Source organism: Pantoea graminicola (assembly GCF_048452665.1).
GTDB lineage: Bacteria > Pseudomonadota > Gammaproteobacteria > Enterobacterales > Enterobacteriaceae > Pantoea.
This window is the reverse complement of the sequence record NZ_JBLWSJ010000002.1, coordinates 16,593-35,421: the sequence shown is the minus strand read 5'-3', so window position 1 is coordinate 35,421 and position 18,829 is coordinate 16,593. Positions and strand designations below refer to the sequence as shown.

Sequence of the window (18,829 nt, the reverse complement as noted above, 5' to 3'; positions counted from 1 at the left end):
AAGCAAAATTCGATGGCTGGATAAGGTAGGTTTTTTGCTGTCATTTAGCGGCTTTGTCTCATTGACAACGTGCTAACTTTTGAGCACAGAAAAAATAACTCCTCTTTAAAAGGTATCGTTTATGTCCATTCAGGCAATCGACGGCGTGCTGCAGCAGCTGCAGGCGACCTCACTGCAGGCCAGCAACCGCAGCAGTGAAGCCACCCATCAGATCGATTTCGGCGCCACCATGAAAGCGGCGCTGGATAAGATCAGTGAGACCCAGACCACCGCCCGCACTCAGGCGCAGGATTTTGAGATGGGGAAACCCGGCATTGCCCTGAATGATGTGATGGTCGATCTGCAGAAATCTTCAATCTCGATGCAGATGGGGATTCAGGTCAGGAATAAGCTGGTGTCAGCGTACAGCGAAATCATGAATATGCAGGTGTAGGTTGCCTGAGAGCTGAATAATCACACAGCGCCACGCCTTCCGCGTTCTGAAGCCGGAGCAGGCAGGTCCGCCAGTGATAAGGTGACTGCACCCGGCTATACTTCTGTTTACTTCAGCGCGTGGCAGACAAAAGGGTCCTCCGTCTGCCGCGCTTTTCCGCTTTTCTGTGAACAGCAGGACGCTCACCTATGTTTAAAACGCTCACCCTTATCGCCTGTTTAACCGCGCTCTCTTCTTCGGCCCTGGCCTCCACGCAGTGCGGACCATTCACCCTTAAACCGGACAGCAGCGGCTGGTTCTCCGTCAATGGGGAGCGCGCAAAGACGCAGAAGGTCACGTTTGCAAAACAGAAGGGCGATTACGATAACGCGACGATTAAGCTGCGGGTCAAAAACAGCCGGGCACCGGGGATGGTGGATATGGAGCAGACGACACGGGATGGCAAAGGGATGTTAAGAGCCGAAATCGTCCGCACCAGCCAGAGCCAGATCCGTATACGGGGCGCGTATGATTGCGAACAGGTGAAGTAAATCCGCTGAGGAGAACAACGGATCATCGCAGCCTGGAAACCGGGGGATGCCTCAGGTGAAAAGGGGAAAACGCCGACAGGCTTCGGCACCGCCTGAATCCTGCAATCCGCGCGCCCGTCGGGCGCGCCATTGGCCTTAGCTGGCTTTAAAGGGATCCTTCTTATCATCCTGGCTGTCGTCGTTTTTACGCGGCACTTCGCCATGATCTTTCGGCGCATCCGTCGCGGGATGATCGTCCTCTTCATACATATTTCCTGCGTGCGGGGCTGCTTCCGGCAGGCTCTTGCTGACATCACCTTCTTTATTACGTTCTTCGTTCGAATTGTGCTTAAACATGCGTCGCTCCTTTTTTCAGTCTCTTAAGTCTAGACCAGCCTGAGCGTCTTATCCGCGCTGAGTTGAGGATGACTTTCAGCAGCAGAGTCGCTGCGAGTGACGTATCCATTCCGGATTTTGTGCAATGGCCATTCAAAGCAAAAGCCAGACAGCGTCGTAAGCAGATTCAGGCTGGCGATCACTGTCAGGCAGTCCCATCTCGATAAATAAATTCGATTGAAATGATTAAATAAAAGCATATAGTGACCAGCGTTACCAGGAGGTGGATACAATGTTAAGAGACTATTTAAAAATTGAAGCTGACGATCAGCTGATTGAGCAACGCTCGCTGAGCCTGAAGAATCGGGGGCAGGAAGAGGTCACGGAATGGATTATCGTCAATGGTCAGGGGATGAAGACCGGTGGCGTGACCCTGTTTGATAAACTCAGTACCCGCCGCTCGTGGCCGGTCAGTTACCGTATCATGCAGACCGACCTGCAGGGTAACGTGGTGGTCGATCAGCTCACCGACGCCCTGTAACCCCGCAGGCTCCCGCCGGAACCTGGTCTGTGCCAGGTTTTATGCCTGGCGATAGCGGCGCAGTTCGACCAGCGTGCCGATCAGTTTCAGGCTGTCCCGGCTGGAATGCAGATCGGGAAAGTTAATGTTGACCGGGGCGAGTTCAAACTGCACGACACCATCCTGCGGGCCGCGCTGACGCCAGGTGCGCAGCAGGGGAGTCTGCTGCTGCAGGGCCAGCACGCAGTCGCCGGGCTGAGGTGACTGCGTGGGATCGATAATCACCACATCATTCTGCAGGATTGCGGGTGCCATCGCCTGCTCCTCCACACGCACACCAAAGCTCTGCTGCGCAAGCGCCATGTCGTTGTGCATCAGCCACTCACACTTCACAGCCTCCGCATCCGCCAGCCACTGCGTTAGGTTCCGCTGACTCACCAGCGGGATCTGGTGCAGGCCACCCCACGCGCTTTCGCTGAAAACAGGGCCATCCCCATCTATCAGAAACGAGGGCGCGCAGCCCAGCGCTTCGGCGAGCCGCAGCAGGTTCTCGCCGCGCGGCAGCGTCTCCTCTTTTTCCCATTGTGAAACAGCAACATGGGACACGTTTACCTGCTGAGCCAGCTGTTTCTGCGTTAACTGCAATGCCTTACGGCGGAGTCGGATGCGGTCACCCAGGGTTCTGTTTTTCATTGGCTTGACTTTTTGATGAAGTGTGGCTTAAGTATACTTAAGTTGGTAATTTAAGCAATCTTAAATTCCTGGCGGGGATCGTGTCTGATAAGCACGCAGTAAGTTCCAGAGACCTTACCGGATTAAGGGGTGTGGCATGGAAAGTAGTCTGATTACCAGTATGGGTGCGTTAGTTCTGGGTGGGGGGGCAGCAGCACTGTTCTGGAAACCGTTACTGGCAGGGATTGCCTCAATCGTGACCAGTAATCGTGCAGGCGGCGAAATTATTACCAGTTACAAAGAGCAGGTGGTGTTGCTGAAAGAGAGTAATCAACTGATGCGGGAGGAGAACGACGAGCTGCGTGAACGTCATGACAGGAATCTGCGGCGGATTGCGACACTCGAAACCGATCTTCGGTTAATCAAGAACGCGGTAGGGATATTACTGGCCATGACCGAAACCGATCACAACGACAAATTTCGTATCGAGATTGATCGGCTTATCTCAACTCTGGAGGATCGCAGTGATGACAACGATTAATGGTAGTCACTCTCCGATGTCATACCGGCGCAAAGTCATTCTGGGCTGTATTCTGCTGAGCTGCTCAATGATCTGCATCCTGATGACAATTATTTTTCTCTATGTCAGCAACACCGCAAATAAGCGGGTGGAGGAGATCCGGGCAGATTACCGGGTGATCGCCGCGCGACGGGATGACAGAGTCGATCTGCTGACGACGCAGGTGGCGGCGCTGCAGCATAAACTGGATGCCATTCCTGACCGCACCGCGGACAAGACGGTCATCAAAGTCAAAGAGGTGGTGGTGGATGGGGAACTGCCGCCGGTCAAAGCGAACGCAAAACCGTAACTTCCGATTATTCTTAGTGCGGCTTCGCTATTATCGACTACATTTAAATCTCACGGCGACATTTTATCTCTTAATGTGCGCTGGTTGATTGGCCGGTTGATGAACCGCTAAGCCTAATCACTTTGGATAACTGACCAGAAGGAAATTCAGCATGAGCGATTCAACTGAAACCAAGACCAAAACTGAATATCTGCGTGACGTGACCTCTCAGCTTAAAGAGATGCGCCACTACGCGCAGACCAACACCGAAACCCTTTCCAGCCATTGGTTAGCGTTTGATGCCGGTGAGTATAAAGACAAAACCAACGCCGACCGAATTGATGCGTTGCTGAATAAGCAGGGAAAACTGCTGGAAGATCTGGATGCCGCGATTCAGGACATCGAGATTGAAATCAATCACAGCGAGCAGGAGAATTAAGTTTTCTCCCGCTGACTGATGCGGTGGCCGTTAAGGGATTAATCGGCCACCAGCCACATTTCCGCTTCGTCGAACATCTCTTCAACAATCCGCGCAACCGTCGCTTTATCATTCTTACTTAAATCAGTATCAATCGCGTTACGCTCCATCGGCTTAACCCTGACTTCGAGATCAGGAAACACCCGATGCACCCGCTTTTCCAGCTCCTCACGAATCATCTCGCGGGCACCCGGCAAACCGGCAACGTTGCGCTTGTCATAAATCAGTTCAACAAACATGATGGCAATCCATTCTGAGTAAAATCGCTGACCTATGATACTGTAAATAAAAACAGTAGCAAGGCGGCGCAGCCGATTTCGGGCAAAATTTTCAGGGTAAACGGGGTGTCATCTTAAACTGGCAAAACAGGCACGCCTCACGACATAATGGCGGCTTACTTTTCAGGAGGTGCGCGATGCGACAACTGGTGATTGATATTCTGCTCAAGCTGGCAAAAATGGACGTCGATGCTAAGGAGCTGACTGCACAGCTGGAGGCTCAGTCCCTGCTGGTTGCCGCGCTGCTGGTGCAGGCCAAACAGGATAACTCCCTGACCATTACGGAAACGGTTCAGGATGCGATTATCACCGCCTCGCAGTCCTCCGCGGAATTTATGCAGTCCGACGTTGACCTGTTGCTGACCCACATCAATCGTCTGCTGGCCGTGGCCAGTTATGTGGAAGTGAAGGGCAGAATCGCGGAAGAGAGAGAGTAACAGCAGGTTCACGCGCGTCCTGCGTTACCACAGAGCGCCGCCGTTTCAGGGCCATTGAAAACCAGAGTTTACCTGCAAAATCCGTTCAGGGGGCCCGTCGCACCCGCATGATGGTCGTGGTGCAACGGCCCGAAAGCCATCACCTGGCTTTCCAGTACAGCGCCGATCAGAGTTCGTTTTTGATGCAGAACTCTTCCCAGCTCATCCCCAGCGATTCCGCGTGAGATTTGAGGTAGGTCTCGATCGCGTCCGCCGCCACCGCTTTATCCGGCTCGGCGAGCTGAATAGAGAAGATCATCCCATCCAGATTCTTCTGCCGTAAAAAAGCGGCATAGATGCGTTCTGCATGCCATGCGCGCAGCTCGCGCAGCGACAGATTGGCGGCACGGGCATCGCTCTCAGTTAACTCATCAAGCGCAGCCTGAAAGTCGGGATGCGCGGTGAAAAACATCTCGCGCGCCTGGGCATAGTAGGCTTCTGGCGTTTTCATACTCATATTCCTGAAAAAGTGTTGCAGCGCGCCAGTGTAGCGGGTTGTGTTTCGCTTGTCAGGTGCGACAGACCCGCATCAGGAACCTCTCACGGGGAGCATCAGCCAGCCGAAGAGGGCAGGCGGCAGGCGCTGCGGATGAAATACGGCTTTTATTGGTTCTTCGTCGCCTGCCAGACACCAGATACCTTGCGCAACGCGGGGGAAAAATTATAACGTAGCCGCCATTGACGCGATCTTAGGGATTAAACATGAAAAAGTGGATGCTGATTGCTGCGCTGGCACTGGGTGGCTGTGCGCAAATCAACGATTATGAAAGTGCGGTGCAGACGCCGGCGCCAGCGGAACTGCAGGGGAACTGGCAGACCGTCGGCCCGCAGAGCAGCCTCGTCAGCGATCAGGCTATCGGCAGTCTGCTGATTACTGCAGAGGGCACCACGCTGGATTGCCGTCAGTGGCAGCGGGTGATTGCGAAGCCGGGTAAACTGACCCGACTGAACGGGGACTATGTCAACATTACGCGTCAGATGCGGGTGATGCCGCTCAACGTAGATAATGGTGAGCTGAAATATGACGGACTGGCCCTGCGCAAAGTGGCGCGTCCGACCGTCGAGTGTCAGCAGGCGATGAAAGAAGTGGCTAAACAGCCCAAAGCGGCGGTGATCCAGAATATTGAGCCGCAGCTGCTGCGGACGGCGATCACCGAACACAACGCCGGTTAAATACTTTCCTGACATGCACCGCCCCGACGGACAGATGGCGTCCTTTACGCCTCTGCCCGCCGGGGCGGTGCTGTTTTTACGGCTTAGGTTATTCTGCTAACACCCAGACGCTGACGCTGCCTCCGTTGCAGGCAAAGACCGCAGTGCCGTGCTCGTCGGCGGTAATGGTCTCTTCCCGGTTACCCAGATGATCGCGCCAGACCTTGCCGGCAAAGCCTTCGCCCATTGGCACACTCTTCTCGCCCGCATCGCCGTTCGACATGATGACCACACAGCCCGGCTGTGTTTCGGTCCCGCTGCGGCTGAACGCCACGCAGTTCGGATGATCAAAATAGTCGGTCTGGACACCCCAGCCATACTGCTGACGGGCGCGGATTAACCCTTCCAGTTCCGGGATCACCGGCATTTCGATTTTGTGCTTCTCGCCGTCGCCGCCTTCATCTTCATAGGTCGCCCCGAACAGATCCGGATAGAAGATGGTCGGCACACCCTGTTCGCGCAGCAGAATCAGCGCATAAGCCAGCGGTTTAAACCAGGCTTCCACCGGCGCTTCCAGCGACTGCAGTGGCTGCGTATCGTGGTTGGCTACGATGGTCACCGCGTGCCACGGGTCGGCCACGACCAGGGAGTTTGCGAAGATCTGGCTCATGTCGTAGGCGCTGCCGGCCGTAGAGGCCTGATGGAAGTTCATGTGCAGGGGAGCATCAAACAGCATCGTTTTGCCCTCCACCTGATGCACATACTCCTGCAGTTTTTCAGTTTCAAACGACCAGTATTCCGCCACGATGAACATCGGCTCCCGGGCGGCTTCCTGGATATGGTCGATCCACTCTTTATAGAACCAGGCGGGAATATGTTTGACTGCATCCAGGCGGAAGCCGGTGCAGGGCACCTGTTCCATCACCCAGCGCGCCCAGTATTTCAGCTCTTCCCGGACCGCGTTATTCCGGAAATCGATATTGGCGCCCATCAGATAGTCGAAGTTGCCCAGCTCGTTATCGACCTGATCGTTCCAGCCTTCGGCGGTGTAGTCGTTGATGACTTTAAATACGCCGTTTTCGTCCGGATTTTCGATGTGGTCTACGCCGCTGAAGCATTTGTGATCCCAGACGAATTTCGAATATTTTCCTTCACGCGCCGGAAAGGTGAATTTGGTCCAGGCCTCACACTCCACGACTTCGTCATAGATTTCATCACGGTTGTCCGGATTGACGCGGTTGACGCTGATTGCCTCTTTCTCATCGGCACCCATTTTGTGGTTCAGCACGACATCGAGCAGCACTACAACGTTGTGGCTGCGCAGCGCCTCTGTTGCCGCCAGTAACTGCTGTTTATCACCATATTTGGTGGCAACGCCGCCTTTCTGATCAAATTCACCCAGGTCAAAGAGATCATAGGTGTCGTAACCGACAGAATAACCTCCTGAATCCCCTTTGTAGCTCGGAGGGAGCCACGCCATCGTAATGCCAATTTCACTGAGCCAGGCTGCACGTTCGGCGACTTCAGGCCACAGTTTGCTGCCATCCGGGTAATACCAATGGAAAAACTGTAATAACGTCGGGTTTTGCATTTACCACACTCCAGGGGATGATGAAAATTAAGTATGGAGTAAGCGGCAGAAAAGAGACGCCGCGCAGAAAAATAAATCTGGCGGCGTGAAAAGCAGGGGATCAGGAGAGGGTTTCGCGCGGCACCATAACGACGCCGCCCTGCTTGCCATAGGCGGAGAGTACCGATTTCTGGCGGCTGTTCTGGCTCACTAACGAGGCCAGCTCATCCATTCGCGCCTGCAGCAGGCGTTTGACTTCGCTTTCATTATCCAGAATACGACGCAGTACCGGGCGCAACTGCTCCTGCGTCTGCGAGGAGGGCGATACCGCCTCTGTCGAGTGCGCTAAATTCTGCACCGCGCTGACATATTCCGTCTCCCTGCTGATTAATTCATCCCATTCGCCCTGTACCGCATGATGCAGCATCCCCTGGCTGAGGTCGAGTAACTGTTGGTAAACGGCAATCAGATGCGGTGCAGTTGTCATTAAACGGCGTCCTGAATAGGGTTAGGTTGAACCACTTCTTTCCACGCGTCTGCGATGTTGCGGAGGAGGCCTTCGACCTCCTCAATCGCGGCAACATCATTGTGCAGGTTGGCCTCTAACAGGCGACGCGTCATGTAGTTGTAAAGATCCAGCAGGTTATCTGCCAGTTCATCACCACGGTTTTCAGCCAGACCCTCTTTCAGGCCCGCTTCGATAATATTGATGGCTTTGGAGATGGATTTGCCTTTGCCTTCAATATTGCCATCCTGCATAAACAGGCGTGCGCGGATTAATGCGCTCAGTGCGCCGTCGAACAGCATGACCACCAGCTGCTGCTGGCTGGCGCTCATGACGGCGCTTTCGACGCCAATTTTTGCATAGGCCTGGGTGCCTGTAGCGGTGTACATGGTCACTCCTATGATTTGTTAGAAGAATTTGAAGTATCGAACTGCTGCGTCAGATAGGTACTGGTCGAGTTGAGTTTACTGATTGCCATATCCAGCTGGGTAAACTGTGTTTTATAACGGGCGATATCCGCATCGATGCGATCATTGGTGGTGTTGTAGAGCGCCGTTAAGTTATTCAGGGTTTTACTGACACCATCGGTGGCAGACTGAACGATCCCTTTTGATGAGAGCCATTCGGTCAGTTTGGTGTCCATTTTTGCGGTGATGCCGGTTTTGCCGTCACCCACAATCATCTCTTTCACGCCCGCCGCATCTTTATCCAGGGCGACGCTGAGCTTGGTTGAATCCAGTTTCAGTGAGCCGGTCGTCGGATCGGTGGTCACGCCAATCTGGCCCAGTGATTTATAGGCAGAGGAGCTCTGCGCATTGGTCAGCAGGCTTTTCAGTTGGGTCTGAATGGTGCGGAGCGTGCTGTCACCGAGCAGCGCACCATTGCTGTTGTCCTGAGTACCCGTGTTGGTGTCGACCTTGGTGTACTTGGTCAGCGTATTAAACTGATCCAGCAGGGTGTTGTAGGCGTCGACCCAGGTGCTGATCGCGCTGGACGCTTTTGAGGTGTCTTTGGTGATCGTCAGTGTCTGATCGCCCACCGTCTGCGCAGTCAGGTTCAGCGTAATGCCTTCCAGCGCATCGCTGATCTGGTTGCTGCTGTTCTCGATGGCGATGTTATTCACGGTCAGTTTGGCGTTCTGCGCCGCGACGCTCTGCGTCATCGGATTGCTGCTGGCGCTGGCATCAAAGCCGACAATCCCCTGAAGGGTGCTGTCGCCAGTGACGGCAATGCTTGCTACTGCATTGTCGCTGCCGGTCTTGTTGGCACTCATGGAGAGACGGAAGCTGCCATCCGAGACCTTGATAATCGTGGCGGTCACGCCAGCGTTGGCACCATTGATCGCATCGCGCATGCCGGTCAGCGACGTCTGGTCGTTACTCAGCGTGACGCTTTTGCTGGTGCCATCTTTCAGGGTGATAGCGATGCTGCGGCTGCTCACAGAGCTGTCGCCCAGTGCAGCGGTGTTGCTGCTCTGTACTGCCGAGGTCAGCACCTGCGCCTGCGCCAGCTGCGTCACGTTAATCGAATATTTACCGGCTACGGTGCTGCCCGAGGTCGTGGCGCTGAACGCGCTTGAACTGCTGGTCGCGGTGGTGGCGGTAAACAGATCGGCACTGTTCAGCTTGCTGTTGGCGGTCTGAAAAGTGGTCAGCGCACTTTTCAGCGTGGAGTAAGCACTGAGCTTGGCGGTGTAAGCCGACTGCTGGGTTGAGATAGGTTTCAGCGCCGCTTTTTCCGCGGTCTGCAGATTATCAAGCATCGTACTGAGTGGCAGGCCGGAACCGACACCAAGGTTGCTAAAACTAGCCATGTTTATTCCTTTATAAGGTCGACAGGGAAATTGATACCGGGGTTATCGGCCTTGATTAAGGAAAGTTTAAAGCTATTTGCCTTAGGGTAATGGGATAAATAAGCGCTATAGAGAAGGGCAATTCAGCGGCTAGAAAATTAATGAATTAAGTCTAAAGAAGTCGGAACCGGTGGCGATAACTTACAACGTGACAGGCAGAAGCAGAAAAGTTCGCCTGGTACTAAAAAAATTCTAAAGGTTGTTTGACGGCAGACGATAACAACCTTGACGGCGCTGAAGCCGGCGGGTTGAAGCCCACACCTTAACCGAAAGACTTGATTAACAGGAAAATTTATCATGGCCCAAGTCATTAATACCAACAGCCTCTCGCTGATCACTCAGAATAACATCAACAAGAACCAGTCAGCTCTGTCTACCTCTATGGAGCGTCTGTCTTCTGGTTTACGTATCAACAGCGCAAAAGATGACGCTGCTGGTCAGGCGATTGCCAACCGTTTCCAGTCAAACATTAAAGGTCTGACTCAGGCTGCCCGTAACGCCAACGACGGTATCTCTGCAGCGCAGACCACTGAAGGCGCACTGTCAGAAATTAACAACAACTTACAGCGTGTTCGTGAGCTGACTGTGCAGGCTCAGAACGGTACAAACTCCGATTCTGACAAGTCTTCAATTCAGGACGAAATCAAATCACGTCTGAGCGAAATCGACCGCGTATCGGGTCAGACTCAGTTCAACGGCGTTAACGTGCTGGCTAAAGACGGCAAAATGAACATCCAGGTTGGCGCCAACGATGGTGAAACCATTACTATCGACCTGAAGAAAATTGACTCCAAGACCCTGGGTCTGGACAGCTTTAACGTCAACGGTCCTCAGGATAAAGCAGGAACCTTGGGCACTGTTGCAAACACCGATTTTACCTCTTACTACGGCTCAACGACCAAGGTAACCAAAGCTGCAGTTACTGAAACTGGCGGTGCTAACACTCTGTCAACCCGTCTGGGCTTGGCTGCTGGTGGCGCAACCGTTAAAGGTGATGAGGTCTATAAAGACGACAATGGCAATCTGTTTGCTAAAGTTTCAATTAAACCAACTGGCGCAGCTGAAGTTAACAACTTAAAAGCTAACGGTTTCGATAGCGCAGATGGGGTGTCCAAAGATTACTTCATCGCTCTGGATCCACAGTCTGCTGATACTAAGACTAATGCTGATACTGCAGCATTCAAGGTTGATACCGCGAATATTAGTCTGTCATCACTGACCACAGGTGCTTCTTCTGACCCACTGGCTAAACTGGACGAAGCGATTGCAAGTGTTGACAAATTCCGTTCTTCACTGGGTGCGATTCAGAACCGTCTGAACTCAGCCGTGACTAACCTGAGCAACACCACCACCAACCTGTCATCTGCACAGTCTCGTATTCAGGATGCTGACTACGCGACTGAAGTTTCAAACATGTCTAAAGCGCAGATCGTACAGCAGGCGGGTAACTCCGTGTTGGCGAAAGCTAACCAGGTTCCACAGCAGGTTCTGTCTCTGCTGCAGGGCTAATCGCCTTCAGTCTCAAAGCAAAACCCCGCTACGGCGGGGTTTTTTTATGCTTACGATTAGGCTGTTTTTACCCTGTTTCTCTGCCAATCAATCTCGTTTTGTTAATTTATCCTCATAGGCAGATTCTTTTAAGTGCTTTTATTGAGCAGGTAAATAATGAAAAATATTACTGTAGTGGAACCGCTGTTTGTCAGTACCTTCAAATGTATTGGTAGCGAATGCCGCGATCACTGCTGTAAGGGCTGGGATATCAATCTGGATAAGCCTGCGGTTAATCGCTATTTAAAATCCTCGATCATTGAAATAAAAAATCTGGCGACTGAGAACATTGAAGTTACCCGTAAAAGTTTTGCTAGCTGGGGAACCATGAAGCTTCAGCCTTCGGGGAACTGTGCGTTTATGGATGAGGATCGCCTGTGCAAAATTCACTCGCGTCTGGGTGCTAATGCTCTGAGTAACACTTGCTCTACTTATCCCAGGTCGTCCAGAATTTTCAAAACTGAACAGCAGCGAACTCTGTCTTTATCCTGTCCCGAAGCGACCCGGCAGCTCTTGTCTTCAGCAGATGCGATGCTTTTTCAGCAAACTGTTAAGATACAAGCTGAAGCGTGCAGTGCAAAGGATATTGATCAGCAAAAGAAATTGCTTAACCTTATGTGTCTCAATATAGTCAAATTGAGCGGTGAGAAGCTGGATGAAGCTATTTACGCCCTGGCCACTTTCATGTTGGCAGTCGAAAGAGTCAGCCAGGAAGATGACTGGCTGGTTCAGATGGAAAGCCATTTTTTTAACGTACTAAATAGTCTGGAGCATGGCGAGTTTCGGTTGCAGCTTGATCAGATCAAACCTGATCATAATCTGCAGTGGTCTTTATTATTGAGATTGCAGACCTGGTTCGGCGGAATGGCGGACAAACGTGCTTTTCCTACACTGAATCACTATCTGAATAAGCTCATTTATATTCAGGCAGAAGGTGCTAAAACAGATAATGTTAGTATGTCTATGATTCGATTGAATAGTGTCTGGCAAAATCAGGTCCTGCCCTGGCTAGCTGAAAGACCGTGGATAATGAATAATTATTTTCAGTATCGTATCTATGATGATTTTTACCCTGATACCGAAAGCCGTAGTCCGTTGATGAGTTTGTATCTTATGACTGCAGAATGGTTCCTGCTTAAATCTCTCATGGCCGCTAATGTCGACATGGTTGGTAAGATTGACGAAGAGGATATGATCAATATTATCTATAGTTATCATTCAAATACAAAACACACCGCTAATTCGGTTAAGGCATTCGAGTCAGAAATCAATAAAAGCAAAGTTAACGATGATCTTTCATTAATTTATTTGCTTAGATGATTCGAGTTAAATCAGCTCAGATAAATCAGCATTGACTGCATGTGTGCATGTTAATAGGGTGTGCTAAATAAACCGCCGTAGTGCTGACTTATTTTAAGTCAGCACTTGATACTATATTTAACCGACATCACTTTAACGCTCATCTTTCCTTTATTCTGACAATAAAGTCCGCAGTCTGCCCGTTTTCCAATTTCACTCCCTCCATCCCGTTACAGTTCCCCATCGGCCTGCCGATAACTCTTCACAGAACAACATCATTTTGATTTTAACTTTGTGGAGTGTCTATGCGCTTCAATTATGATCTGTTGCCGGGCGAGCGGCTGACCTTCGAGGAGATCGCCCGGCGCTATGCGCTGCAATACCCTGATGACAAAGAGCTGACGGCGCGCGCCTTATTGAGTCCCTCAACCGGCCTGCGCACCCTGAAAATTCGTGCGGTCTTCGCCCAGGAGGAGAGCAACAGCCCGCTGGAGGATCTGCTGTTTATCTCCAGTGACAACGAGCGTAAAAATTACCTGCGCCGCTTTGAGCACTACCTGAAACAGAATCTCTCGTTTCTCTATTTCCGTCGCAGCGAAAACGAGAGGCGCGACAACCTGTGGAAGGTGATGGGCAGCAGTCAGGTCTTTGCGATGATCGATCCGCAATCGGCCACGGCGCAGAACCTGCTCAGCAGCCGCGGTTATAAGCTGGTACTGATGCACCAGGACGACGATGAGGCGTACTGGCAGCTCTTTAATCCGCAGGCAAATCCCTGTTTTCCGCAGTCCCGACGCATTCAGTTCATTGTGGTGCTGAGTACCCCTCAGCTCAAAGTGCCTGCGGCGGTAATGCCGGGAACGGAGGTCGGGCGCCGGGTCAAAGCGCGGGTGCTGCAACGCGCCAGCCAGGCCGAATTCAGCGCTGGCGTCAAAGCGCGCTACGGGGCCTGCGTTATGACCGGCACCGAGCTGACTGAGCGACACAACTGGCCGTGGGTGGAAGCCTGCCACATCGATACGCGAGAGGGGGAGGATGGTCTGCTGGCCGACAACAGCATCGACAACGGCCTGTTTCTGCGCAGCGATTTGCAGCGACTGTTTATTAACCGATTGATTAGCATTGATGGTGAGTCGGGCGAGATTCATGTGCACCCTGGTGAGGAGGCGCGGCAGCATATTGCGCCCTGGTATCAGGAGCTGGATGGACGTGTCTGTAGCCTGTGGTCAGCCGTGCCGCCCGCCACGCGGCAACGGCTGCGCGCCCGTCGTTAATCCCGACTGATGAGTGCAGAGGGATCTGCGCTCTGATGCAACAAAAATGAAATAGCCTCGTTTTACCCCGCCTATTCATCCAATCGAAAACGCTACAGAATTGGATAATCATGCCGATAACTTCATTAACGCAGGGTAGTCAACGTGAACGATTTCTATACCGCCGAAGGCGTGATGGACAAACATTCGCTCTGGCAGCGCTACGTGCCGCTGGTGCGCCATGAAGCGTTGCGTTTGCAGGTTCGCCTGCCAGCCAGCGTGGAGCTTGACGACCTGCTGCAGGCCGGAGGGATAGGGTTGTTAAACGCTGTGGATCGCTACGATGCGCTACAGGGCACAGCCTTTACCACCTACGCCGTGCAGCGCATTCGTGGCGCAATGCTCGACGAGCTTCGCAGTCGGGACTGGGCTCCGCGCAGCGTTCGTCGTAACGCGCGTGAAGTGGCCGGAGCAATGCATAAAGTGGAGCAGGCGCTGGGGCGTTCTGCTTCCGAGCAGGAAGTGGCACAGCAGCTGAATGTCTCTATGGAGGAGTACCGGCAGATCCTGCTGGACACCAACAATAGTCAACTCTTCTCCTACGACGAGTATCGGGAAGAGCACGGCGACAGTGCGGAACTGGTGACGGAAGGCCATGAAGAGGCCAATCCGCTTCATCAGCTACTGGAAGGGAGTCTGCGTGAGCGCGTCATTGAAGCGATCGAAGCGTTACCCGATCGTGAAAAGATGGTGCTGACACTGTACTACCAGGAAGAACTGAACCTGAAAGAGATTGGCGCGGTGCTTGATGTGGGGGAATCCCGTGTCAGCCAGCTGCACAGTCAGGCGATTAAACGCCTGCGTGCCCGACTTACGGGAGCGCGCTAGCAGTATCAGTTCCTGGCGATTCAAATTATAAGAAACCGGGGACTCAGTAATGGGAGCCAAAACCAAGGCCAGACCGTTAAGTCGTTATCTTAAAGACTATAAACACAGCCAGAGCAATTGTTCACACTGTGGCAAGGTATTAGATCGAATGGCGCTCGTTTTTCGTGGCCAGATCATCAATAAAGAGGCCATCGCGCGAATGGACCAGATGATTGATGAGCAGCTGTGGCTGAAACTTCAGCCCGAGCTGACCGCGCTTTGTCGTTTTTGCAGTGATATTTTTTGCAATACGCATCCTAATTATTTCGACATTATGTCGTTTAAACAGTATCTGTTTGAGCAGACAGAGATGAGCCCCAGCACGATTCGCGAATATGTGGTGCGGCTGCGTCGGCTGGATGAGATGCTGAAAGCCAAAAATTTCCCGGCCGACAGGCTGCAGGGAAACAGCTGGCATCAGTGTCTGGAAAGCGATCTGCCCGATGCCGGTAATAACAATTACCGCATTGCGCTGCGCAAGTACGATCAATTCTTAGGCTGGCAGCAGGGTTAATCCTGTTCTGCACCGATTGCTCCCCCTTGTGCCTGTGGCACATTGCCCTGTTGCCCGCGCGCCGGGTAACGGGGAAGGGGGAGCACGGCGCCGCCTGCGGTTTTACTGCCCCCTGTTTTATCACGGCCTTTTCGTTACCGCCTCTGCTGACACCTGAATCAGGGTGATCCTTTCTTCATCTTCTGTAACACTGTAGAGATCATTCCCGTGCCCATACGGAGGCCGCTTTGTCTTTACACCTGTTACACCAGTTTCCCCGTCTTGAACTGCTGGGCGCACCGACGCCGCTGGAGCATCTGCCACGACTGTCCGATTACCTGGGACGCGATATTTTCATCAAGCGTGATGACTTTACCCCGGTGGCGATGGGCGGCAACAAGCTGCGTAAACTGGAGTTCCTGGCAGCGGACGCGCTGCGTGAGGGGGCCGATGTGCTGCTGACAGCGGGCGCAATTCAGTCCAATCATGTGCGTCAGACGGCCGCCGTCGCGGCCCGGCTGGGTCTGAAGTGCGTGGCGCTGCTGGAAAATCCGATCGGCACCGACGCTGAAAACTACCTCAGCAACGGCAACCGTCTGCTGCTCGATCTGATGGATGCTGAAGTGATCATGGTGGAGGCGCTGCATAATCCCGTGGAGCAGCTGGCTGAGGAAGCCACCCGGCTGGAGGCGCAGGGCTTCCGGCCTTACATCGTACCGGTTGGCGGCTCCAATGCGCTGGGTGCGCTGGGCTATGTGGAGTGCGCACAGGAAATTGCCCATCAGAGCGAAGGCGTGGTCGATTTCGCCGCCGTTGTTGTCGCCTCAGGTAGTGCCGGCACCCATGCCGGGCTGGCCGTTGGCCTGGAGCATCTGTTACCACAGAGCGAACTGGTCGGCGTGACTGTTTCCCGTCAGGTTGCGCAGCAACAGCCGCTGGTTGAGCGGTTGCGTGACGCCCTGGCTGAGAAGCTGGAAGTGCAGGCGACAGCGCCAGTCACCCTGTGGGATGACTATTTTGCGCCACGCTATGGTGAGCCGAATGAGGAAGACATGGCGGCGGTGAAGCTGCTGGCGCGACTGGAAGGGATCATGCTGGACCCGGTCTATACCGGCAAGGCGATGGCCGGATTGCTGGATGGCATCAGCCGGAATCGCTTCCGCCGTGAAGGTCCGCTGCTGTTTATTCATACGGGTGGTGCACCGGCGTTATTTGCTTATCATCCTTCGATCTGAGACAAGCCAACAAAACAGTTTATACTCCGTGCGTTATCATTCTGGACTGGCAGCGACTCGCGGTGCTGCCCTTATAAAAAAACACACACACAATACTGTCAATAATGGGGTGAATATGTCCTTTTCTCGTGCAGGTCGTCAGATGATGATGGGCGTCATGGCTGTGGCGCTGATTGCGGGCGTTAACGTTAAAACCTTTGCAGCAGAAAACCTGCTGAACAAAATCAAAGAGCGCGGCACGCTGCTGGTGGGTCTGGAAGGCACCTATCCGCCGTTCAGCTTCCAGGATGAAAAGGGCAAGCTGACCGGCTTTGAAGTGGAGTTTGCCGAGCAGCTGGCGCAGCATATGGGTGTTAAAGCGAGCCTGAAACCGACTAAATGGGATGGCATGCTGGCGTCACTCGACGCGAAGCGCATCGATGTGGTGATCAACCAGGTCACCATCTCCGATGAGCGTAAGAAGAAGTATGACTTCTCCACGCCTTATACCGTTTCCGGTATCCAGGCGCTGACCATGAAAGCCAATGCCAGCACCATTACTAAACCGGCCGACCTGGCGGGTAAAAAGGTGGGTGTGGGTCTGGGCACCAACTATGAGCAGTGGCTGCGTGAAAACGTGAATGGCGTGGACATCCGTACCTATGATGATGACCCGACCAAATATCAGGATCTGCGCTCTGGCCGTCTGAATGCGATTCTGGTTGACCGTCTGGCTGCGCTGGATCTGGTGAAGAAGACCGGCGATACCATGGCCGTTGCCGGTGACGCCTTCTCGCGTCAGGAGTCGGGCGTCGCCATGCGCAAGGGCAATGAAGACCTGCTGAAAGCGGTTGATCAGGCCATTGCGGATATGCAGAAAGATGGCTCGCTGAGCAAGCTGTCGCAGAAATGGTTTGGCGCGGACGTGACGAAATAATGCAGGAAAGCCTTCAACTGGTGCTGGATTCAGCACCTTTTTTATTCAAAGGCGCGCTCTTTACGCTACAGCTCAGCATCGGCGGCATGTTCTTCGGGCTGCTGCTGGGCTTTGTTCTGGCCCTGATGCGCCTGTCGCGCATCTGGCCGGTTCGCTGGCTGGCGCGTATCTATGTCTCGATCTTCCGTGGCACGCCGCTGATCGCCCAGCTCTTTATGATCTACTACGGTCTGCCGCAGTTTGGCATTGAGCTGGACCCGATCCCCTCTGCGATGATTGGCCTTTCCCTGAATACGGCCGCTTACGCGTCGGAGTCTCTGCGCGGCGCGATTTCCTCGATTGAGCGCGGGCAGTGGGAAGCGGCGGCCAGTATCGGGATGACGCGCTGGCAGACGCTACGCCGGGTTATTCTGCCGCAGGCCGCCCGCACCGCGCTGCCGCCGCTCGGCAACAGTTTTATCAGCCTGGTTAAGGATACCTCGCTGGCAGCCACCATTCAGGTGCCGGAACTGTTCCGTCAGGCGCAGCTGATCACCTCGCGCACGCTGGAAGTCTTTACCATGTATCTGGCGGCCTCACTGATCTACTGGGTGATGGCGACGGTATTATCTGCCCTGCAGAACCGGCTGGAGCAGCATGTTAATCGTCAGGATTCGGAGTCGAAATGAGCGCCATCGAAGTCAGAAAGCTGGTGAAATCTTTTAATGGCCAGAGGGTGCTGCACGACATCGACCTCGATGTGGCCGCGGGTGAAGTGGTGGCAATCATCGGCCCCAGCGGCTCAGGCAAGACGACGCTGCTGCGCAGTATCAATCTGCTGGAAGTGCCGGATAGCGGCACCATCCGGGTCGGCGATATCACCATCGATGCGGCGCTGGCCGAGAGTAAGCAGAAAGAGCAGGTGCGTCGTCTGCGTCAGCAGGTCGGGTTTGTCTTTCAGAACTTCAATCTGTTTCCGCACCGTTCGGTGATCGATAACATCATTGAAGGGCCGGTTATCGTTAAGGGCGAGCCGAAAGCGGAGGCGGCAGCTCGCGCCCGCACGCTGCTGGAAAAAGTCGGACTGCAGGGCAAAGAGGCGAGTTTTCCACGTCGCCTCTCGGGCGGGCAGCAGCAGCGTGTGGCGATTGCCCGGGCGCTGGCGATGCGACCGGAAGTCATCCTGTTTGACGAACCTACGTCGGCGCTGGATCCTGAGCTGGTGGGCGAGGTGCTCAGCACCATTCGCGCACTGGCTGAAGAGAAACGCACGATGGTCATCGTCACGCATGAAATGAGCTTCGCCCGCGACGTGGCCGACCGTGCCATCTTCATGGATCAGGGGCGGATTGTGGAGCAGGGCGATGCAAAGGCGTTGTTCAGCAATCCCCGCCAGCCACGTACCCGTCAGTTCCTCGACAAATTCCTGAATCAGTAATCACACTGCCTTCTCCGGAAGGCAGTTTTTATCTGCCCATCTGATTGCGCCTCCGCTCTGGTTATACCACTCTGATTTCTCCGCTATCATAATTATTTAATTGCCCGTTAAA

At 53.6% G+C, this 18,829-nt stretch carries 25 protein-coding genes; 17 read left to right on the top strand and 8 right to left on the bottom strand.

Features of this window, described 5'->3' with window-relative positions; all coding sequences use genetic code 11:
* The first annotated feature begins 121 nt into the window (after window positions 1–121).
* Both fliE and ACNY69_RS04175 read left to right on the top strand, forming a co-directional pair.
* Window positions 122–433, top strand: coding sequence for a flagellar hook-basal body complex protein FliE (fliE, locus tag ACNY69_RS04180; RefSeq protein ID WP_111139987.1), 312 nt, complete (start codon window positions 122–124; stop codon window positions 431–433).
* 188 nt (window positions 434–621) lie between these two features.
* Window positions 622–963: a hypothetical protein gene (locus ACNY69_RS04175; RefSeq protein WP_111139976.1), complete on the top strand. Its 342-nt coding sequence runs from the start codon at window positions 622–624 to the stop codon at window positions 961–963.
* Between the two features lie 135 nt (window positions 964–1,098).
* Here the strand turns inward: ACNY69_RS04175 and ACNY69_RS04170 are convergent, their stop codons facing one another.
* Complete coding sequence (locus tag ACNY69_RS04170; protein ID WP_111139975.1) at window positions 1,099–1,299, bottom strand: hypothetical protein; 201 nt, start codon at window positions 1,297–1,299, stop codon at window positions 1,099–1,101.
* Window positions 1,300–1,570: 271 nt separating this feature from the next.
* Between ACNY69_RS04170 and ACNY69_RS04165 the strand changes: the two genes are divergently transcribed.
* Complete coding sequence (locus ACNY69_RS04165) at window positions 1,571–1,819, top strand: hypothetical protein (protein WP_128084347.1); 249 nt, start codon at window positions 1,571–1,573, stop codon at window positions 1,817–1,819.
* Between the two features lie 39 nt (window positions 1,820–1,858).
* Here ACNY69_RS04165 and ACNY69_RS04160 read toward each other — a convergent pair whose 3' ends face one another.
* Entirely contained in the window at window positions 1,859–2,491 is a 633-nt protein-coding gene (locus ACNY69_RS04160; protein WP_111139973.1) for a helix-turn-helix domain-containing protein, read from the bottom strand.
* Between the two features lie 136 nt (window positions 2,492–2,627).
* Between ACNY69_RS04160 and ACNY69_RS04155 the strand changes: the two genes are divergently transcribed.
* The 3 genes from ACNY69_RS04155 to ACNY69_RS04145 all read left to right on the top strand — a co-directional run bounded on the left by ACNY69_RS04155 (window position 2,628) and on the right by ACNY69_RS04145 (window position 3,757).
* Window positions 2,628–3,011, top strand: coding sequence for a hypothetical protein (locus tag ACNY69_RS04155; protein ID WP_111139972.1), 384 nt, complete (start codon window positions 2,628–2,630; stop codon window positions 3,009–3,011).
* Window positions 2,998–3,339, top strand: a complete 342-nt coding sequence (locus tag ACNY69_RS04150) for a hypothetical protein (protein ID WP_128084346.1) — start codon at window positions 2,998–3,000, stop codon at window positions 3,337–3,339. Before ACNY69_RS04155 ends, ACNY69_RS04150 begins: the two co-directional genes overlap by 14 nt.
* Before the next feature lie 151 nt (window positions 3,340–3,490).
* On the top strand, window positions 3,491–3,757 hold the full coding sequence (locus ACNY69_RS04145) for a hypothetical protein (RefSeq protein WP_418797388.1): 267 nt from the start codon (window positions 3,491–3,493) through the stop codon (window positions 3,755–3,757).
* Window positions 3,758–3,795: 38 nt separating this feature from the next.
* On the opposite strand, the gene ACNY69_RS04140 is transcribed toward ACNY69_RS04145, so the two are convergent.
* The gene (locus ACNY69_RS04140) at window positions 3,796–4,035 is read right to left on the bottom strand and encodes a DinI-like family protein (protein ID WP_111139969.1); all 240 of its coding nucleotides are present in this window, start codon (window positions 4,033–4,035) and stop codon (window positions 3,796–3,798) included.
* A gap of 176 nt (window positions 4,036–4,211) precedes the next feature.
* Here ACNY69_RS04140 and iraP point away from each other — a divergent pair, with 176 nt between their 5' ends.
* Window positions 4,212–4,511, top strand: coding sequence for an anti-adapter protein IraP (gene iraP, locus ACNY69_RS04135; protein ID WP_293771432.1), 300 nt, complete (start codon window positions 4,212–4,214; stop codon window positions 4,509–4,511).
* 166 nt (window positions 4,512–4,677) lie between these two features.
* On the opposite strand, the gene ACNY69_RS04130 is transcribed toward iraP, so the two are convergent.
* Window positions 4,678–5,001 carry a DUF6388 family protein gene (locus tag ACNY69_RS04130; protein WP_418797387.1) on the bottom strand — a complete coding sequence of 108 codons (324 nt, stop codon included), beginning with the start codon at window positions 4,999–5,001 and terminating at the stop codon, window positions 4,678–4,680.
* A 251-nt stretch (window positions 5,002–5,252) separates the two neighbouring features.
* Between ACNY69_RS04130 and yedD the strand changes: the two genes are divergently transcribed.
* Entirely contained in the window at window positions 5,253–5,723 is a 471-nt protein-coding gene (yedD, locus tag ACNY69_RS04125; protein WP_418797385.1) for a lipoprotein YedD, read from the top strand.
* A gap of 88 nt (window positions 5,724–5,811) precedes the next feature.
* On the opposite strand, the gene amyA is transcribed toward yedD, so the two are convergent.
* The 4 genes from amyA to fliD all read right to left on the bottom strand — a co-directional run bounded on the left by amyA (window position 5,812) and on the right by fliD (window position 9,590).
* Window positions 5,812–7,293, bottom strand: a complete 1,482-nt coding sequence (gene amyA, locus ACNY69_RS04120) for an alpha-amylase (RefSeq protein ID WP_418797383.1) — start codon at window positions 7,291–7,293, stop codon at window positions 5,812–5,814.
* 100 nt (window positions 7,294–7,393) lie between these two features.
* On the bottom strand, window positions 7,394–7,759 hold the full coding sequence (gene fliT, locus ACNY69_RS04115; RefSeq protein ID WP_293771424.1) for a flagella biosynthesis regulatory protein FliT: 366 nt from the start codon (window positions 7,757–7,759) through the stop codon (window positions 7,394–7,396).
* Complete coding sequence (gene fliS / locus ACNY69_RS04110; RefSeq protein ID WP_111139963.1) at window positions 7,759–8,166, bottom strand: flagellar export chaperone FliS; 408 nt, start codon at window positions 8,164–8,166, stop codon at window positions 7,759–7,761. Before fliS ends, fliT begins: the two co-directional genes overlap by 1 nt.
* Window positions 8,167–8,174: 8 nt before the next feature.
* The gene (gene fliD, locus ACNY69_RS04105; RefSeq protein WP_418797382.1) at window positions 8,175–9,590 is read right to left on the bottom strand and encodes a flagellar filament capping protein FliD; all 1,416 of its coding nucleotides are present in this window, start codon (window positions 9,588–9,590) and stop codon (window positions 8,175–8,177) included.
* Between the two features lie 336 nt (window positions 9,591–9,926).
* On the opposite strand from fliD, the gene ACNY69_RS04100 reads away from it, so the two are divergent.
* The 9 genes from ACNY69_RS04100 (at window position 9,927) to tcyN (ending at window position 18,717) form a co-directional block, all read left to right on the top strand.
* A complete protein-coding gene (locus ACNY69_RS04100; protein ID WP_418797381.1) occupies window positions 9,927–11,138 on the top strand; it encodes a FliC/FljB family flagellin in 1,212 nt (403 codons plus the stop codon).
* Between the two features lie 156 nt (window positions 11,139–11,294).
* Window positions 11,295–12,497 carry a flagellin lysine-N-methylase gene (fliB, locus tag ACNY69_RS04095; protein ID WP_418797380.1) on the top strand — a complete coding sequence of 401 codons (1,203 nt, stop codon included), beginning with the start codon at window positions 11,295–11,297 and terminating at the stop codon, window positions 12,495–12,497.
* Between the two features lie 284 nt (window positions 12,498–12,781).
* Complete coding sequence (locus ACNY69_RS04090; protein WP_111139958.1) at window positions 12,782–13,750, top strand: HNH endonuclease signature motif containing protein; 969 nt, start codon at window positions 12,782–12,784, stop codon at window positions 13,748–13,750.
* A 144-nt stretch (window positions 13,751–13,894) separates the two neighbouring features.
* Window positions 13,895–14,617, top strand: a complete 723-nt coding sequence (locus ACNY69_RS04085) for an RNA polymerase sigma factor FliA (RefSeq protein WP_111139957.1) — start codon at window positions 13,895–13,897, stop codon at window positions 14,615–14,617.
* 49 nt (window positions 14,618–14,666) lie between these two features.
* Window positions 14,667–15,170, top strand: coding sequence for a flagella biosynthesis regulatory protein FliZ (fliZ, locus tag ACNY69_RS04080; protein WP_111139956.1), 504 nt, complete (start codon window positions 14,667–14,669; stop codon window positions 15,168–15,170).
* 227 nt (window positions 15,171–15,397) lie between these two features.
* Window positions 15,398–16,384, top strand: coding sequence for a D-cysteine desulfhydrase (locus ACNY69_RS04075; protein ID WP_418797379.1), 987 nt, complete (start codon window positions 15,398–15,400; stop codon window positions 16,382–16,384).
* A gap of 115 nt (window positions 16,385–16,499) precedes the next feature.
* Entirely contained in the window at window positions 16,500–17,300 is an 801-nt protein-coding gene (gene tcyJ / locus ACNY69_RS04070) for a cystine ABC transporter substrate-binding protein (protein ID WP_418797378.1), read from the top strand.
* Window positions 17,300–17,968 (top strand): cystine ABC transporter permease, encoded by a 669-nt coding sequence (gene tcyL / locus ACNY69_RS04065; RefSeq protein WP_111139953.1) that lies wholly within the window; start codon window positions 17,300–17,302, stop codon window positions 17,966–17,968. Before tcyJ ends, tcyL begins: the two co-directional genes overlap by 1 nt.
* Window positions 17,965–18,717, top strand: a complete 753-nt coding sequence (tcyN, locus tag ACNY69_RS04060) for an L-cystine ABC transporter ATP-binding protein TcyN (RefSeq protein ID WP_293771404.1) — start codon at window positions 17,965–17,967, stop codon at window positions 18,715–18,717. The genes tcyL and tcyN overlap by 4 nt, the downstream gene beginning before the upstream one ends.
* Window positions 18,718–18,829 lie beyond the last annotated feature (112 nt).